General features: G+C 65.2%; 15 protein-coding genes. 7 read left to right on the top strand and 8 right to left on the bottom strand.

Annotated features, from left to right (window positions below):
• Positions 1-86: 86 nt before the first annotated feature.
• The 8 genes from AC1RRT_RS11070 to AC1RRT_RS11035 all read right to left on the bottom strand — a co-directional run bounded on the left by AC1RRT_RS11070 (position 87) and on the right by AC1RRT_RS11035 (position 6,844).
• Complete coding sequence (locus AC1RRT_RS11070) at positions 87-686, bottom strand: PAS domain-containing protein (RefSeq protein ID WP_493013853.1); 600 nt, start codon at positions 684-686, stop codon at positions 87-89.
• Between the two features lie 120 nt (positions 687-806).
• Positions 807-1,562 (bottom strand): HesA/MoeB/ThiF family protein, encoded by a 756-nt coding sequence (locus AC1RRT_RS11065; protein ID WP_493013852.1) that lies wholly within the window; start codon positions 1,560-1,562, stop codon positions 807-809.
• Between the two features lie 5 nt (positions 1,563-1,567).
• Positions 1,568-2,545 carry a cysteine synthase A gene (gene cysK, locus AC1RRT_RS11060; RefSeq protein WP_493013851.1) on the bottom strand — a complete coding sequence of 326 codons (978 nt, stop codon included), beginning with the start codon at positions 2,543-2,545 and terminating at the stop codon, positions 1,568-1,570.
• Between the two features lie 27 nt (positions 2,546-2,572).
• Positions 2,573-3,025 carry an RrF2 family transcriptional regulator gene (locus AC1RRT_RS11055; RefSeq protein ID WP_493013850.1) on the bottom strand — a complete coding sequence of 151 codons (453 nt, stop codon included), beginning with the start codon at positions 3,023-3,025 and terminating at the stop codon, positions 2,573-2,575.
• Positions 3,026-3,028: 3 nt separating this feature from the next.
• Complete coding sequence (gene dut, locus AC1RRT_RS11050; RefSeq protein ID WP_493013849.1) at positions 3,029-3,529, bottom strand: dUTP diphosphatase; 501 nt, start codon at positions 3,527-3,529, stop codon at positions 3,029-3,031.
• The gene (locus AC1RRT_RS11045) at positions 3,529-4,836 is read right to left on the bottom strand and encodes a bifunctional phosphopantothenoylcysteine decarboxylase/phosphopantothenate synthase (RefSeq protein WP_493013848.1); all 1,308 of its coding nucleotides are present in this window, start codon (positions 4,834-4,836) and stop codon (positions 3,529-3,531) included. The genes dut and AC1RRT_RS11045 overlap by 1 nt, the downstream gene beginning before the upstream one ends.
• Positions 4,837-4,968: 132 nt before the next feature.
• Positions 4,969-6,123, bottom strand: a complete 1,155-nt coding sequence (locus tag AC1RRT_RS11040) for a C13 family peptidase (RefSeq protein ID WP_493013847.1) — start codon at positions 6,121-6,123, stop codon at positions 4,969-4,971.
• Positions 6,104-6,844, bottom strand: a complete 741-nt coding sequence (locus AC1RRT_RS11035; protein WP_493013846.1) for an SDR family NAD(P)-dependent oxidoreductase — start codon at positions 6,842-6,844, stop codon at positions 6,104-6,106. Before AC1RRT_RS11035 ends, AC1RRT_RS11040 begins: the two co-directional genes overlap by 20 nt.
• Positions 6,845-7,191: 347 nt before the next feature.
• Here AC1RRT_RS11035 and AC1RRT_RS11030 point away from each other — a divergent pair, with 347 nt between their 5' ends.
• The 7 genes from AC1RRT_RS11030 (at position 7,192) to AC1RRT_RS11000 (ending at position 13,302) form a co-directional block, all read left to right on the top strand.
• Positions 7,192-8,322 carry a carboxylate-amine ligase gene (locus AC1RRT_RS11030; RefSeq protein WP_493013845.1) on the top strand — a complete coding sequence of 377 codons (1,131 nt, stop codon included), beginning with the start codon at positions 7,192-7,194 and terminating at the stop codon, positions 8,320-8,322.
• A gap of 45 nt (positions 8,323-8,367) precedes the next feature.
• A complete protein-coding gene (locus tag AC1RRT_RS11025; RefSeq protein WP_493013844.1) occupies positions 8,368-8,649 on the top strand; it encodes an RNA-binding S4 domain-containing protein in 282 nt (93 codons plus the stop codon).
• Between the two features lie 180 nt (positions 8,650-8,829).
• Entirely contained in the window at positions 8,830-9,171 is a 342-nt protein-coding gene (gene fdxA / locus AC1RRT_RS11020) for a ferredoxin FdxA (RefSeq protein WP_493013843.1), read from the top strand.
• Positions 9,172-10,038: 867 nt separating this feature from the next.
• Positions 10,039-10,557, top strand: coding sequence for a CarD family transcriptional regulator (locus tag AC1RRT_RS11015; protein ID WP_493015168.1), 519 nt, complete (start codon positions 10,039-10,041; stop codon positions 10,555-10,557).
• A 137-nt stretch (positions 10,558-10,694) separates the two neighbouring features.
• Positions 10,695-11,579 (top strand): hypothetical protein, encoded by an 885-nt coding sequence (locus AC1RRT_RS11010; protein ID WP_493013842.1) that lies wholly within the window; start codon positions 10,695-10,697, stop codon positions 11,577-11,579.
• 67 nt (positions 11,580-11,646) lie between these two features.
• A complete protein-coding gene (locus tag AC1RRT_RS11005) occupies positions 11,647-12,249 on the top strand; it encodes a PAS domain-containing protein (protein WP_493013841.1) in 603 nt (200 codons plus the stop codon).
• A 75-nt stretch (positions 12,250-12,324) separates the two neighbouring features.
• Positions 12,325-13,302 (top strand): RNA polymerase factor sigma-32, encoded by a 978-nt coding sequence (locus tag AC1RRT_RS11000; protein WP_493013840.1) that lies wholly within the window; start codon positions 12,325-12,327, stop codon positions 13,300-13,302.

Below are 13,302 nucleotides of genomic sequence, written 5' to 3'. Positions count from 1 at the left end.
TCCCCCACGGACTGGCGATGTAACAGATCATTTAAGCGATGGTGATGCGACGCAAACAATAGCCCTACAGGGCGACGGTGTCTTGCTCAAACCCAGCTTGGCGGCAAAGTAGCGCACGGGAAATAGGTCACGTTATGCCCGACATATGGTGCATGCGCGGACTGCGTGAACGGATCGTAGTGATACACCGACAGTCCGAAAATCCCGTACGGCCGCCCTTCATGATCGCTCAACGGCACGACCAGACGCTCGGCCGATTTTTCCTGCAGACCGGCCGGCGCGATGCGGCGATGACTGACATGCAACGCCGGTGTCAGCACGATGCGGCGATAAATAGCCTGCGCAATGACGGCGCTATCGGCTGGCATGAACTGCTGCGGCGTCTTGCCCATCAGACTCTGGCCCCAGGCTTCATTGACCCGCTCGCCTGCCAGCGTGCAGACGAAGCGATCCTCGTCGGCGTGATAGCGAAACAGCCAGACATCGGGCAGGCAGGATTTGAGCACGGTGGGATCGATGGCGCCGCGCGGCATGGTGAGGCCGCGCTTGCCATCAACGAGAGGGCGACGCTCGGCCCAATGCTGGAGGAACAGCGTCAGCCGTGGTTCGGTGAAGCGCGGCCAGACGCCCGGTCCGGCAACCGCGCCATTCTCTTCACCACCACTGCCACTGTCCGCCTGCGCCATGCCATGCCCATGCTAGGCGAGGCTCCACGCGCCGTCGAGATGCAGCGCTGCGAATGGCGATCATCCGCAGGTGCGGCCTAAAAACAGCTAAGGTGTGTCGCAGGTGCGGCACTGGGGACTTTATGTGCCGCAGGTGCGGCACTGGGGATCGCGACGCAATTTCACAGTGCGCACATCGCCGCGCAGCGCATCATACAGCAGTAAACGCCCCGACAGGCTATCGCCCAGGTCGAGCAGTTCTTTCACGACCTCCAGCGCCTGCAGGCTGCCCATCACGCCGCCCAGTGCGCCCAGAACGCCGGCCTCCGAACAGGCCGGCACGCTGCCCGGCGGCGGCGGTTCGGGAAAAACGCAACGGTAGCAGGGATGCGGCGCGCCCAGATGCGCCTTGAAGGTGGAGAGCTGGCCATCGAAACGCAGCATCGCCGCCGTCACCAGCGTCTTCTTGAGACGGAAACAGGTATCGTTGACCAGGAAGCGGGTGTCGAAGTTGTCGCTGCCGTCGGCGATGATGTCATAGGCGCCGATCAGTGCATCGGCATTTTCCGCCGTCAGACGCTCGGGATGCGGCGCGATGCGCACATGCGGATTGAGCGTCTGCAGCGCGACGATGGCGCTGTCGGTCTTCCTGCGGCCGAGATCATCCGTGCCATGCAGGACCTGCCGTTGAAGATTGGACAGCGACACCGTGTCGTCGTCGACAATGCCCAGCATGCCGATGCCGGCCGCCGCGAGATACAGCAATAGCGGCGAGCCCAGCCCGCCGGCGCCGATCACCAGCACGCGCGCGGCCTTCAGCTTCTGCTGCCCCGCGCCGCCGATCTCGGGCAGGATGATATGCCTGGAGTAGCGCTCGAGCTCGTCCTTGTCGAACACGGCGCTTACAGACCGTCGAACAGCGCCGTCGACAGGTAGCGCTCGGCGAAGGACGGCACGATCACCACGACGGTCTTGCCTTCCATGTCGGGCCGCGCCGCGACTTCCAGGCCTGCGGCGATCGCCGCGCCCGAGGAAATGCCGGCCGGGATGCCTTCCAGCCGCGCCAATTTACGCGAGGTCTCGAACGCCGTTTCATTACCGATGGTGATGATCTCGTCGATCAGCGAGGTATCCAGGTTGCCCGGGATGAAGCCGGCGCCGATGCCCTGGATCTTGTGCGGCCCGGCCTTGCCGCCCGAGATCACCGGGCTGTCTTCCGGCTCGACCGCGACCATGCGCACCGACGGCTTCTTCTGCTTCAGCACGCTGCCCACGCCGGTCAGCGTGCCGCCGGTGCCGACGCCCGAAATCACCACATCGACCTTGCCGGCCGTATCGACCCAGATTTCCTCAGCCGTCGTGCCGCGATGGATTTCGGGGTTGGCCGGATTCTCGAACTGCTGCGGGATCACCGCGCCCGGGATTTCCTTCAGCAGCTCGTCGGCGCGCACCAGCGCGCCCTTCATGCCCAGCCCCGGCGGCGTCAATTCCAGTTCGGCGCCCAGGAACTTGAGCATCTTGCGGCGCTCCAGCGACATGCTTTCCGGCATCACCAGGATCAGGCGATAGCCCTTGGCGGCGGCGACGAAGGCCAGCGCGATGCCGGTGTTGCCCGAGGTCGGCTCGACGATGGTGGCGCCGGGCTTCAGCTTGCCCGAGCGCTCCATCGCCTCGATCATGGCGATGCCGATGCGATCCTTCACCGAATTGAGCGGATTGAAGAATTCCAGCTTGGCCAGCAGCTCGGCCTTGGCGCCAGCCTCTTTCGCGAGGCGGTTGATGCGCACCAGCGGGGTGGCACCGATGGTGTCGACGATCGAGTCATAGACGCGGCCGCGCGGCGCGTTGAAATGACGAATGCTGCTCTTCGCCTCGGTCATGGCGTTCTCCCGTTTATCCGGTTGTTATCAGATGGCGAAGTTATCGGCGCCTTCCAGCGCGGCGGCGAAGCCGCTGGTCTCGGCGCGGTTGCACAGGTCTTCCAGGGTGATGGTGTCAATGCGGGCCAGTATCGCCGTCTGGCATTCCTCCCAGATCGGCTGCACCGTGCGCTTGCCCAGCTCGGAACCGGCGACGAAATCCTCCTCGCCCTCCGCATCCAGCTCGGACACGATGCGCACCACCTCGCCCACCGTGATGCGGCGGCGCTCCCGCGCCAGCGTGTAGCCGCCACGCGGGCCGCGCACACCCTTGAGGATGCCGTTGCGCACGAGATGCTGCATCACCTGCTCCAGGTAGCGCTGCGGCACATTCTGGCGACCGGCGATGTCCTTGGACTGCACCGGTTCGGGTCGCGCATGAAAGGCGATATCCACCACCGCTTCCAGCGCATGCATGGTGCGCCGCGTGCATTTCAACATGGCTTACTCTCCCGCTGCTGTCTTGGGCGCGTTGTTCTGGGGCATGGCAACGCCGGTAGAACCAAAACCGCCGGCGCCGCGCTGCGTCTCCGGCAGATCGGCCACCGGCACCCATTCGGCCCGGCTGTAAGCGGCGATCACCATCTGGGCGATGCGTTCGCCGCGATTGATCACGAAGGGCTTGTCGCCGTGATTGATCAGGATGATGCCGACCTCGCCGCGATAATCGGCATCGATGGTGCCCGGCGAATTCAGCACGGTGACGCCCTGCTTGAGCGCGAGGCCTGAGCGCGGCCGTACCTGCGCTTCAAACCCCGGCGGCACCGCGATGCTGAGGCCGGTCGGCACCAGCTTGCGTTCGCCTGGCTGCAGCGTCACCGGTTCAGCGACGGCGGCCAGCAGGTCGAGGCCCGCGGCATCTTCCGTGGCATAGGCCGGCAGCGGCAGGCCCTCGGCATGCGGCAACTGCTTGATCGGCACATGCAGGGGAATGGGACGGGTCATCACGAACCTTTCTTCACGAGGACGGGTTTCGACTTTGTCGGTTCAGAAAAATGCTGCGCGATGCGCTCGGCCAGGCGCGCGGCCACTTCGGGCTTGGTGAGCCGGGGCCAGTCTTCGACGCCGCCAGTGGTGACCAGATGCACGGTGTTGCTGTCGCCGCCAAAGGTGCCGGTGCCTTCCGACACATCGTTGGCGAGAATCCAGTCGCAGCCTTTCGCGGCCAGCTTCTTCTGCGCATGCGCGACGACCGTCTCGGTCTCGGCGGCGAAACCGACCACCAGCGCCGGGCGGCGCTTCTTGTCGGTGGTGGCGATGGCGCGCAGGATGTCGGGGTTCTCGGCCAGTTTGAGCACCGGCGGCAGGTCACCGCTTTTCTTCAGTTTCTGCGGCGCCTCGACGGCCACGCGCCAGTCGGCGACGGCGGCAGCGAAGACGGCGATATCGACGGGCAGATCGAGGAAGCAGGCCGAGAACATGTCGCGCGCCGCTTCCACATGCACGGTCTTCACGCCCGGCGGATCGGGCAGATTGACCGGCCCGGTCACCAGAGTCACCTCTGCGCCGCGCGCTGCGAGGGCGGCGGCGATGGCGTGGCCCTGCTTGCCCGAGGAACGGTTGGCGATGTAACGCACCGGATCGATGGCTTCATGCGTGGGGCCGGATGTAACAATCGCCCTGCGACCCTTCAGGTCCTGCTTGAGCGGCTGCACGTTTTGCGGGGCGGCAGACGCCGGCTTCACCAGGCCCAGATGCGCCGGCAGCGGCTTGCCGAACTGTGCCTCGATGGCGGCGACGATCTCCAGCGGCTCGGCCATGCGGCCGGGGCCGTATTCGCCACAGGCCATCTCGCCATCGTTAGGCCCGACGAAGGCGACGCCGTCTTTCTTCAGCTGTTCGACAGTGCGCTGGGTGGCGGGGTGATACCACATGCGTACATTCATCGCCGGCGCGACCAGCACCGGCTTGTCGGTGGCGAGCAGCAGGGTGGTGGGCATGTCGTCGGCGAGGCCTGCGGCCATGCGCGCGAGAATGTTGGCGGTGGCCGGCGCGACCACCACGAGGTCGGCATCGCGCGACAGTTCGATATGCCCCATCTCGGATTCGTCGGTGAGCGAGAAGAGATCGATCGAAACCTTTTCGCCGCTCAAGGATGAGACACTCAAGGGGGTGACGAACTGCTCTGCCGCCTTGGTCATCGCGCAGCGCACGCTGGCGCCCCGCTCGCGCAGCCGCCGGATCAGCTCCAGCGCCTTGAACGTGGCGATTCCGCCCGAAATGACCAGTAAAATGCGTTTGCCCTTGAGCACTATTTCCTCGGTTTTCTGGTAAAAACCTTACGGACCTGGCTTTATATCACGCCAGTTTGATGTGTTTAAAGGTAATCCACATTCCATTAAACCACAAGTGCCAGCGGGATTATATCGACTCTCACAAGGGCGTTAAGGCGAGAGAGACAGGCGTTCCTGTAGGGAATCGTGCCAGGTCACCTTGTCGTCGACGGCGAACAGGATGCAGGGCCGCGCCGACGAAAGCTGCTCGCAGGCTCGCATGGCTTGCGGGATCGCGTCGGGACCCGCACGCCAGGCCCAGCCGGCGCCAGACAGATTCACCACCAGCGCCTTGTGGCCCTCGGCCCGGCGATAGGCCTGCAGGGCACGCGTACCGGCCTGGCCGCCGAAGGGAATGGCAGTCGCCTGCGCCAGTTCCTTCGGCACCATGGGCCACAGGCCGGTCAACGCCACCGGTGGCATGCGTTGCGGCAACACGCCGACATCGGCGGTTGATGCACCGCGCCGGAACTGCGGCTCGGATGGCGCGACGCGCAGCTGCATCTCGCGCTGCTGGACGCAGAGATTGATGCGCTGGCTGAGCAGCGCCCAGTCGTCGCTGCGGGTGAGATTGTCGAGCAGGCAGTAGTCGAAGAAGGTGTATTCCAGCGCGGCGTTGCAGCCAAAGGACGGACGATCACGCCGCGCCGCCGTGAAGATGATGCGGTTGGGCGCCGGCATCGGCGCTTCGGCGAAGACACCGCTATAACAGGCCGAGGTGATCACCACGGTGGGTTCATCGCCACAGGCACTGGTCAGCAGGGCGTTCAGCATTGTCGGCGTCAGCAGATAGAGCTGCGGCGCGCTGTTGATGGTCAAGCCCTGAACCAGGCCATGCGCGGTGACGAAGGCCAGACAAGCCTCGCCCGGCCCCGCCTTCATGGCGGCGGCGGCACGGCGAAGATTGTCGAAGCGCGCGTCTTTCGCCGGATCGGCATCGTGGGCCGAGAGCACGGTGATGTCACGTTCCGCCACACCGCCAGCGATCAGCAGATGGCGCAGCGCACGCGGTGCATTGTCGAAGGCCATTTCCTGACGGTCGCCGCCGACCAGCAGCGCCTTCCAGCGCAACGGGCGCGGCGGCACGGGCGCTGAAGCCGCGCCAAAAGCGGCAGCAGAAGATGGCGCCGCCGTTTCCGGAGCGTTCGCCAGCTGCTGCTGCGCGCAGCCGGTAAGGAGAAGGACGAAGGCAAAAACGGCGACAGCGGCGCGCCAGGCCGACGCGCGTGGCGTGGCGCGCAAACGATCAGACGTGCTGGCCGCCATTGATGTGGATCTCGGCCCCGTTCACATAGGACGAAGTCTGCGTGCACAGGAAATAGATGGTCGAGGCCACCTCTTCCGGCTTGCCCAGCCGGTGCATCGGGATGTCACGGCGCACGATCTCGTCGGTGCCAGGCGACAGGATCGCGGTGTCGATCTCGCCCGGCGCGATGGCATTGACCCGAACATTATGCGGGCCGAACTCGCCGGCCATCTCGCGGGTGAGCGCGGCCAGCGCCGCCTTCGAGGTCGCATAGGCCATGCCGGCGAAGGGATGCACGCGACCGCCGGCAATCGAGGTGACATTGACGATCGAGCCTTCCGCCGCCTTCAGCTCGGGGAAGAAGCCGCGCGCCAGCATCGCCACCGAGAACAGGTTGACGTTGTAGACATGCAGCATCGTCTTGAAATCGGTATCCAGCACGCCAAGCCGCGAACCGCCGGGACCCTTGGGCGAGATCGCCGCATTGTTGACTAGCGCATCCAGCTTGCCGTTGGGCAGGCGCTTTTTCAGCGCCTCGATCTGGGCGGGCAGCGCGTCGATGTCGTTCAGATCCATCTCGACATGGCTCTCGGCGCCGCCTTCCCAGGGGCAATGCTCGGAGAAGGGCTGCCGGGAAACCGTGAAGACGCGCCAGCCGGCGGCCGAAAAGCGCTTCACAGTGGCGTGGCCGATGCCGCGGCTGGCGCCGGTGAGAATGAGTGTGCGTTGGCGGTCCGTCATGGCGGGAAGGCTATCGCAACGGTTTGGCAGGCGCCAGCGGCGGCGCAGCATGGAGGCACGAATTCGGCGCTTGATTCCTGCGCTCCCTGACAGGTGTCAGGTCCCCGGTTTCGCCGGCGTCACTGTCGCTGTTGATGGATTGCTCGCGGCGTGGAGACAGGTTGGTCCAGCATGCGCTGCTCCGCCGCCGACTCTGCCTTTGCAAGGACAGCGCCAGGCTGGCGCCGGCATACAAGTCACATTGCCGCCGCAATCCGTTGCCGCAGCGCGGCCGTCTGTGGGGATTTTTTGCACTCTGGGGCGTTTAGCTGACCCGTCCGCAGTCCATCAGAATTCAAGGAGCGCGTATGAGCGCCGCTTACACCCTCGGCATCGAAGAAGAGTATTTTCTGGCCGAGCAAGACAGCAAGAATGCCATTTCGCGCATGCCCAAGGCCCTGATCCGCCGCGCCCGCGGCATGCTGGGCGAGCAGGTGACGCCTGAATTGCTGCAGTCGCAGATCGAGGTGGTGACCCCGGTCTGCCAATCGCTGCAGGATGCGCGGCAATACCTGACCCAGTATCGTACCGCGCTGAAAGAGACCTGCGCCGAATTCGGCCTGCAGGTCTTTGCCGCTGGCACGCATCCGATGGCGGAATGGTCCGAGCAGACGCCGACCGACAAGCCACGCTATGCCAAGCTGGCCAACGACCTGAAATTCCTCGCCATGCGCAACATGATGTGCGGCATGCACATCCATGTCGAGGTCACCGACCCGCATGTGCGCATCGACATCATGAACCGCGTGCTGCCCTTCCTGCCCACCCTGCTGGCGCTCAGCACCTCGTCGCCGTTCTGGCGCAAGCGGCCCACCGGCCTGATGGGCTATCGTCTCGCCGCCTATGACGAGCTGCCGCGCACCGGCATTCCCGATTTCTTTGTCAATCTGGCCGATTACAACGAGCTGATCGACACCATGGTGACCGCTGGCGTGATCGAGGACGCCAGCCATGTCTGGTGGGCAATCCGCCCAAGCGTACGCTTCCCCACGCTGGAATTGCGGATCGGCGATTCCTGCACGCATATGGAAGACACGCTGTGCATTGCCGCGCTCTATCGCTGCCTGATCCGCGCACTGCAGCGCGTGCCGGAACTGAACGGCATCTGGCGCAACCATACGCGCCTGCTGATCGAGGAGAACCGCTGGCGCGCCCAACGCTACGGCACCACCGAAGGGCTGATCGATTTCAACGAAAAACGCCTGGTGCCGTTTGCCGATGTGATCGACACCCTGCTGACGCTGATCGCCGAGGATGCCGAAGCGCTGGACTGCGTCAGGGAAGTGCAGCATGCGCGCACCATCCTGACGCGCGGCACATCGGCGGCGCAGCAGATGGCGCTGTATCGTGAGGCGCGCGCCGGCGGCGCGACGCGCATCGAGGCGCTGCGGCAGGTGATCGGCTGGCTGTCGGAGACGACGACAGCGGTCGGCGTGTAAGCTCGCCTCTAGATCACCGATCCGCGCGCGCTATAGTCGCGCCGCATGACCGACCACGACGACGATATCCCCGACGCCCTGCGGCTGGACAAATGGCTATGGCTCGCCCGTTTCTGCAAGACGCGGGCGATCGCGCAGAAGCTGGCCGGCAAGGGCCGCATCCGCATCAACGGCCGCGCGGTCGACAAGCCGCATGCGCTGGTGCGCGTGCATGACGTGATCACGCTGCCGCTGCCGGCCGCCGTGAAAGTGGTGAAGGTGCTGCAGCTGCCCGCGCGACGCGGGCCGGCGCCGGAAGCACAGGCAACCTACGAACTGATCCCGTAGAATTCGCGGGCTGCAGGAGTCTGCAGCCCTGATTCAGCTACAGAATCCGGTTGACGGATCATCGTTAGTGTACGAACAATTGACCGGCGCGAGTGCCTGTGCTACCCGACGCGCCGCCGCTGCCCCATATGAGCGGCCATTGCGTTTCGAGACCAACCAGCTTCCGTCAGGGTTCCGCCAATGACCTACGTCGTGAACGAGCAGTGCATCAAGTGCAAGTACATGGACTGCGTCGAGGTTTGCCCCGTCGACTGCTTCTATGTCGGCGAGAATATGCTGGTCATCAATCCCGATGAATGCATCGACTGCGGCGTCTGCGAACCGGAATGCCCGGCTGAGGCCATCCTGCCCGATACCGACAACCGGGCCGAGCAGTGGGTCGAGATGAACCGCGAATATGCGGCCAAGTGGCCCAACATCACGCGCAAGGGCGATGCCCCGACCGATGCCGATGCCTGGAAGGGCGTCGAGAACAAGTTCAAAGAGCATTTCAGCCCGAACCCGGGGACTGGCAGCAAGTAACTGCCGGCCCAGCCGCTGGCCCCTGGCGGGCGGCCACAGCGCGCAAAATCAGGCATTTTCCATCGCTGCAGGCCGCCTGAACGGCCCGTAAGGTCCTATCCGCGCTGTCATTCGGGCCTGCGCTGTGGTATATTCGTAACGGAACAATAACCACGGTTGCCAAACATAGGCGACCGGACGAACGGCTTCCGGACTGCATGAGTGTCTTGGTGAGGAAGGCACTTCACAGCTTTGGGTTGCGTTCGCGTATCGGGTTTCGACCAACGCTAAGTATTCGCAAGGACCCTCGCGGGCCTGACGGAAGCGTATTCGGTTCGGGGCCCGCTGCAGGTTCGGAAGTTTATGTGATCTAGCGAGGGTGGTTCAGTGACCAAGGCCCCAGTGAAAAAGAAGACGCCTGCCAAGGCTGCACCTGCGAAGTCGGCCAAACCGGCCGCCAAGGCCGCCAGCGTCAAGAAGCAGCCGGTGAAGGCGAAAGCCCCGGCCAAGCCGGTGGCGAAGGCCAAGTCGGCGCCGAAGCCTGCGCCCAAGGCCGCCGCGCCGGCCAAGAAGCCTGCGGCTCCGGTGAAGCCGTCCGCCAAGGCTGCCGCGCCCGCCAAATCCGCCGCCAAGACCCCGGCGCCCGCGCAGAAGAAGGCCGAAGCCAAACCTGCCGCCAAGGCTGCGGCCGCCGCGCCAGCGCCTACTGCACCAGCCAAGGGTGGCAAGGGAGGCAAGGGCAAGGCTGCCGTCGTGCCCGTCGCACCGCCCAAGCCAACCGGTCCGGTCCGCGTGATGGCAGTGTCGGCGCCGCCGACCCGGCCGTTGCCGCAGCCGGTGCGCCCGGCCAGCGCCGAACCCAAGCAGCCGCCGCAGTCCAACAAGATGATGCCGCTCAAGCCGGTGCCCGCCAAGGTGAAGGTCGATTTCGCCGCCGGTGACCATGTGGTCTATCCGACTCATGGCGTGGGCAAGATCCTGCGCATCGAACGCCAGATGATTGCCGGCTTCGAGCTGGACCTGATGGTGGTGGAATTCGAGCGCGACAAGATGACCGTGCGCGTGCCGCTGTCCAAGGTCAATTCGGTCGGCATCCGCAAGCTCAGTTCGCCGCAGAAGATGCGCACCGCCCTGGACACGCTGAAGGGTCGCGCCCGCATCAAGCGCGCCATGTGGAGCCGCCGCGCCCAGGAATACGAGGCCAAGATCAATTCCGGCGATCCGGTCTCCATCGCCGAAGTCGTGCGCGACCTGCATCGCAATGCGGGCCAGCCTGACCAGAGCTATTCCGAACGGCAGATTTATGAATCCGCGATGGACCGCCTGATCCGCGAGCTGGCCGCCGTCGAGCGCATCGACGAGGATTCAGCCGTGAAGAAGCTGGAAAAGATTCTGAAGGTCGCCTGATCGGCGGCTGTTCGGGCCGGCGCGAAAAGGTCACGGGGCTTTTCGTCTTTTCGTTGCTGTTTTGACTTCGCTTTACGAGTCGGGTCCGGTAGCCTCGGTTGCCGGACCCGTTTTTCATTGGCCGATTCGGAATCGATTTGTCCGCGCCGCATCTCAGCACGTTACCCCCACAAAAAGCCGCCGCTGCGGCGGTGCAGCCTGCTGCGTCCGGCACGCCTGCGTCGTCCGGCACCGAAGCCTTCGCCATCCTGGGCCAGGCACGCCGGGTATGGGCCATCGCCGCCATCCACGCCGAAGCCGCCAAGCTACGCGAAGCCCATAACGAGCTGGCCGCACGCCTGCTGCCCGGCGACCGCCTGGTCTATCTCGGCAACATGATCGGCCATGGCAGCGCCGTGGTGGAGACGCTGGACGAGCTGCTGAGTTTCCGGCGCGATTTCCTCTGCATGCCCGGCGCGATCCCGGAAGACATCGCCTACCTGCGCGGCGCGCAGGAGGAAATGTGGCGCAAGCTGTTGCAGATTCAATTTGCGCCCGGCCCCGGAGAAGTCTTCGACTGGATGCTGCGCCATGGGCTGGAGCCGGTACTGCGCGGCTATGGCGTCGATGCGGTGCAGGTCTCGCGCATCCTGCGCGAGGGCGCGCTTGGCATCAGCCGCTGGACCAACTCGCTGCGTGCCGCGATCCGCCGGCACCCCGGCCATGACGACCTGTTCGGCGCCTTCCGCCGCGCCGCCTATACCAGGGGCGGCGAACTGCTGTTCGTGCATGCCGGCATCGACCCGACTGTGCCGCTACCGGCGCAGGCCGACCATCTGTGGTGGGGCTCGCCCGGCTTCCGGGCCTTAAGCCAGCCCTATGCCGGCTTCCGCCGGGTGATCAGCGGCGGCAATCCGCGTGGCGAAGGCGCCCATCTCGATGCCTTCACCTGCTGCCTGGACGGTGGCGCCGGATTCGGCGGCCCGCTCAACGTCGCCTGCTTCTCCCTGGACGGCGCGGTTGTTGAAAGTTTCGCGATCTGAGGCGGATTTCCGCCCCTGGTAACCTTTTGACGGTTGCATGGACCCCGCGCACAGCTACCATGCGCCCATGTCTTCGCCCGCCATGGAGCAGCTGGTCGATCTGCTGCTGGCCGATCGGCAACCCGATCTGAAAGCCTATTTCGCCGCCCATGAGGCGCGGCTTGAAAGCCTGATCTGGTCCCCAACCACAGCGGTTACCGACAGCGCCCAGATGCGCTTTATAATCGAATACTGGGATCGCCTGCGCGAACAGAGCCAGACGGAAGTGCCGCTGGCCGAGATGGTGTCGCCTTTCGACCTGAAGCCGGCGCTCGGCCATGTGGTGCTGATCGACGTGCTGGAAGATGGGTGGGATGGCCGCTTCCGCGTCTATGGCACCAAGGTTGCCGAGACCTATGGCCGCGACATGACCGGCCGGCGCATTTCCGAAATCGACGGCGGCAACTATGTCTCGGTGTTTTTCCGCGCGCTCTATCGCGCCGCCTGGCTGAGGCAGAAGCCCTTCTACACCCATCACTTCCCACCGCCGCATGTGGCGGTGGAATCCTGGCAGCGCATCGCCCTGCCGCTGGCTGGCGCGGATGGCAGGATCGCCCGCTTCCTCGCCTGCAACATCGCCGGACCCTGGCGCCCCCCGTCGCAGCAGTCGCAGGGCATGCCCAGCCGCTAGGCCGGTTTTCCCGCGCGTTCCGGTGATCCGGCCACAGCCGGGCGACGTAGATAAGGCAGACCTCCCGAGGCTGCCATGACACCAGACAGCGTTCCCACCACCAGTACGCCCCCAGATCGCAACTCGGACCCCAGCCTGGGCTCCACCCTGGGCCGCAGCACCAGAAGCAATGCCGCCGGGCGCAGCAGCGAGTCTGGCGATCGCGCCTTCGTGCGGCACGCCATGCGACTGCCGCTGCTATCTGCTGAGGAAGAGATCAGCTTGGCGCAGCGTTGGCGCGGCGGCGGCGATCACGGCGCGATGCAGCGCCTGGTCGCACCGCATATGCGCCTGGTGATCGCCGCCGCCGTGCGCTTCCGCCATTACGGCCTGCCGATGGGCGACCTGATCCAGGAAGGCAATCTCGGCCTGCTGCAGGCCGCCAACCGGTTCGAGCCGTCGCGCGCCGTGCGCTTCTCGACCTATGCCGGCTGGTGGATTCGCGCCGCCATCCAGGATTTCGTGCTGCGCAACTGGTCGATCGTGCGCACCGGCACGACGGCCGCGCATAAATCACTGTTCTTCAACCTGCGCCGCCTGCGCGCCCGCATCGAGCAGGGCGGCCGCGAGACCCTAACCGCCGAAGGCCGCAGCCAGTTGGCGCGGCAGCTCAAGGTCAGCGAAGGCGACATCCTCCACATGGAAAGCCGGCTCGCGGCCAATGACCGCTCGCTGAATGCCGTCATCGGCGAGGATGGCGAGAGCAGCTGGCAGGACCTGCTGGTCGACGACCGCCCCGACCCGGAAGCCCTGTCGATCGACCGGCGCGATGCGGCGATGAAGCGGCGCTGGCTGGGTGAGGCGCTGGCCACCCTGCCCGAACGCGAACGCCGCATCCTGGAGGCGCGCTTCTTCACCGAACATACGATCACGCTGGAGCGGATCGGCGCACATATGGGCATTTCAAAAGAACGTGTGCGCCAGCTTGAGAACCAGGCGCTGTCGCGCCTGCGCCGGCAGCTGGGCAACAGTCCCCACCTGCAGCACGCCTTTCGCGACAATGCGCCGCAGTAG

It is taken from the genome of Ferrovibrio sp. GW821-FHT12B10 (assembly GCF_058807515.1).
This window is presented reverse-complemented; position numbering and strand designations above follow the sequence as displayed.

What these genes read in the sequence shown, in the direction of transcription:
- AC1RRT_RS11000 (WP_493013840.1), top strand. Translation starts at nt 12,325, where the DNA reads ATGACACCAGACAGCGTTCCCACCACCAGTACGCCCCCAGATCGCAAC.
- fdxA (WP_493013843.1), top strand. Translation starts at nt 8,830, where the DNA reads ATGACCTACGTCGTGAACGAGCAGTGCATCAAGTGCAAGTACATGGAC.
- cysK (WP_493013851.1), bottom strand. Translation starts at nt 2,545, where the DNA reads ATGACCGAGGCGAAGAGCAGCATTCGTCATTTCAACGCGCCGCGCGGC.
- AC1RRT_RS11015 (WP_493015168.1), top strand. Translation starts at nt 10,039, where the DNA reads ATGCCGCTCAAGCCGGTGCCCGCCAAGGTGAAGGTCGATTTCGCCGCC.
- AC1RRT_RS11040 (WP_493013847.1), bottom strand. Translation starts at nt 6,123, where the DNA reads ATGGCGGCCAGCACGTCTGATCGTTTGCGCGCCACGCCACGCGCGTCG.
- AC1RRT_RS11025 (WP_493013844.1), top strand. Translation starts at nt 8,368, where the DNA reads ATGACCGACCACGACGACGATATCCCCGACGCCCTGCGGCTGGACAAA.
- AC1RRT_RS11070 (WP_493013853.1), bottom strand. Translation starts at nt 686, where the DNA reads ATGGCGCAGGCGGACAGTGGCAGTGGTGGTGAAGAGAATGGCGCGGTT.
- AC1RRT_RS11005 (WP_493013841.1), top strand. Translation starts at nt 11,647, where the DNA reads ATGTCTTCGCCCGCCATGGAGCAGCTGGTCGATCTGCTGCTGGCCGAT.
- AC1RRT_RS11055 (WP_493013850.1), bottom strand. Translation starts at nt 3,025, where the DNA reads ATGTTGAAATGCACGCGGCGCACCATGCATGCGCTGGAAGCGGTGGTG.
- AC1RRT_RS11030 (WP_493013845.1), top strand. Translation starts at nt 7,192, where the DNA reads ATGAGCGCCGCTTACACCCTCGGCATCGAAGAAGAGTATTTTCTGGCC.
- AC1RRT_RS11035 (WP_493013846.1), bottom strand. Translation starts at nt 6,844, where the DNA reads ATGACGGACCGCCAACGCACACTCATTCTCACCGGCGCCAGCCGCGGC.
- dut (WP_493013849.1), bottom strand. Translation starts at nt 3,529, where the DNA reads ATGACCCGTCCCATTCCCCTGCATGTGCCGATCAAGCAGTTGCCGCAT.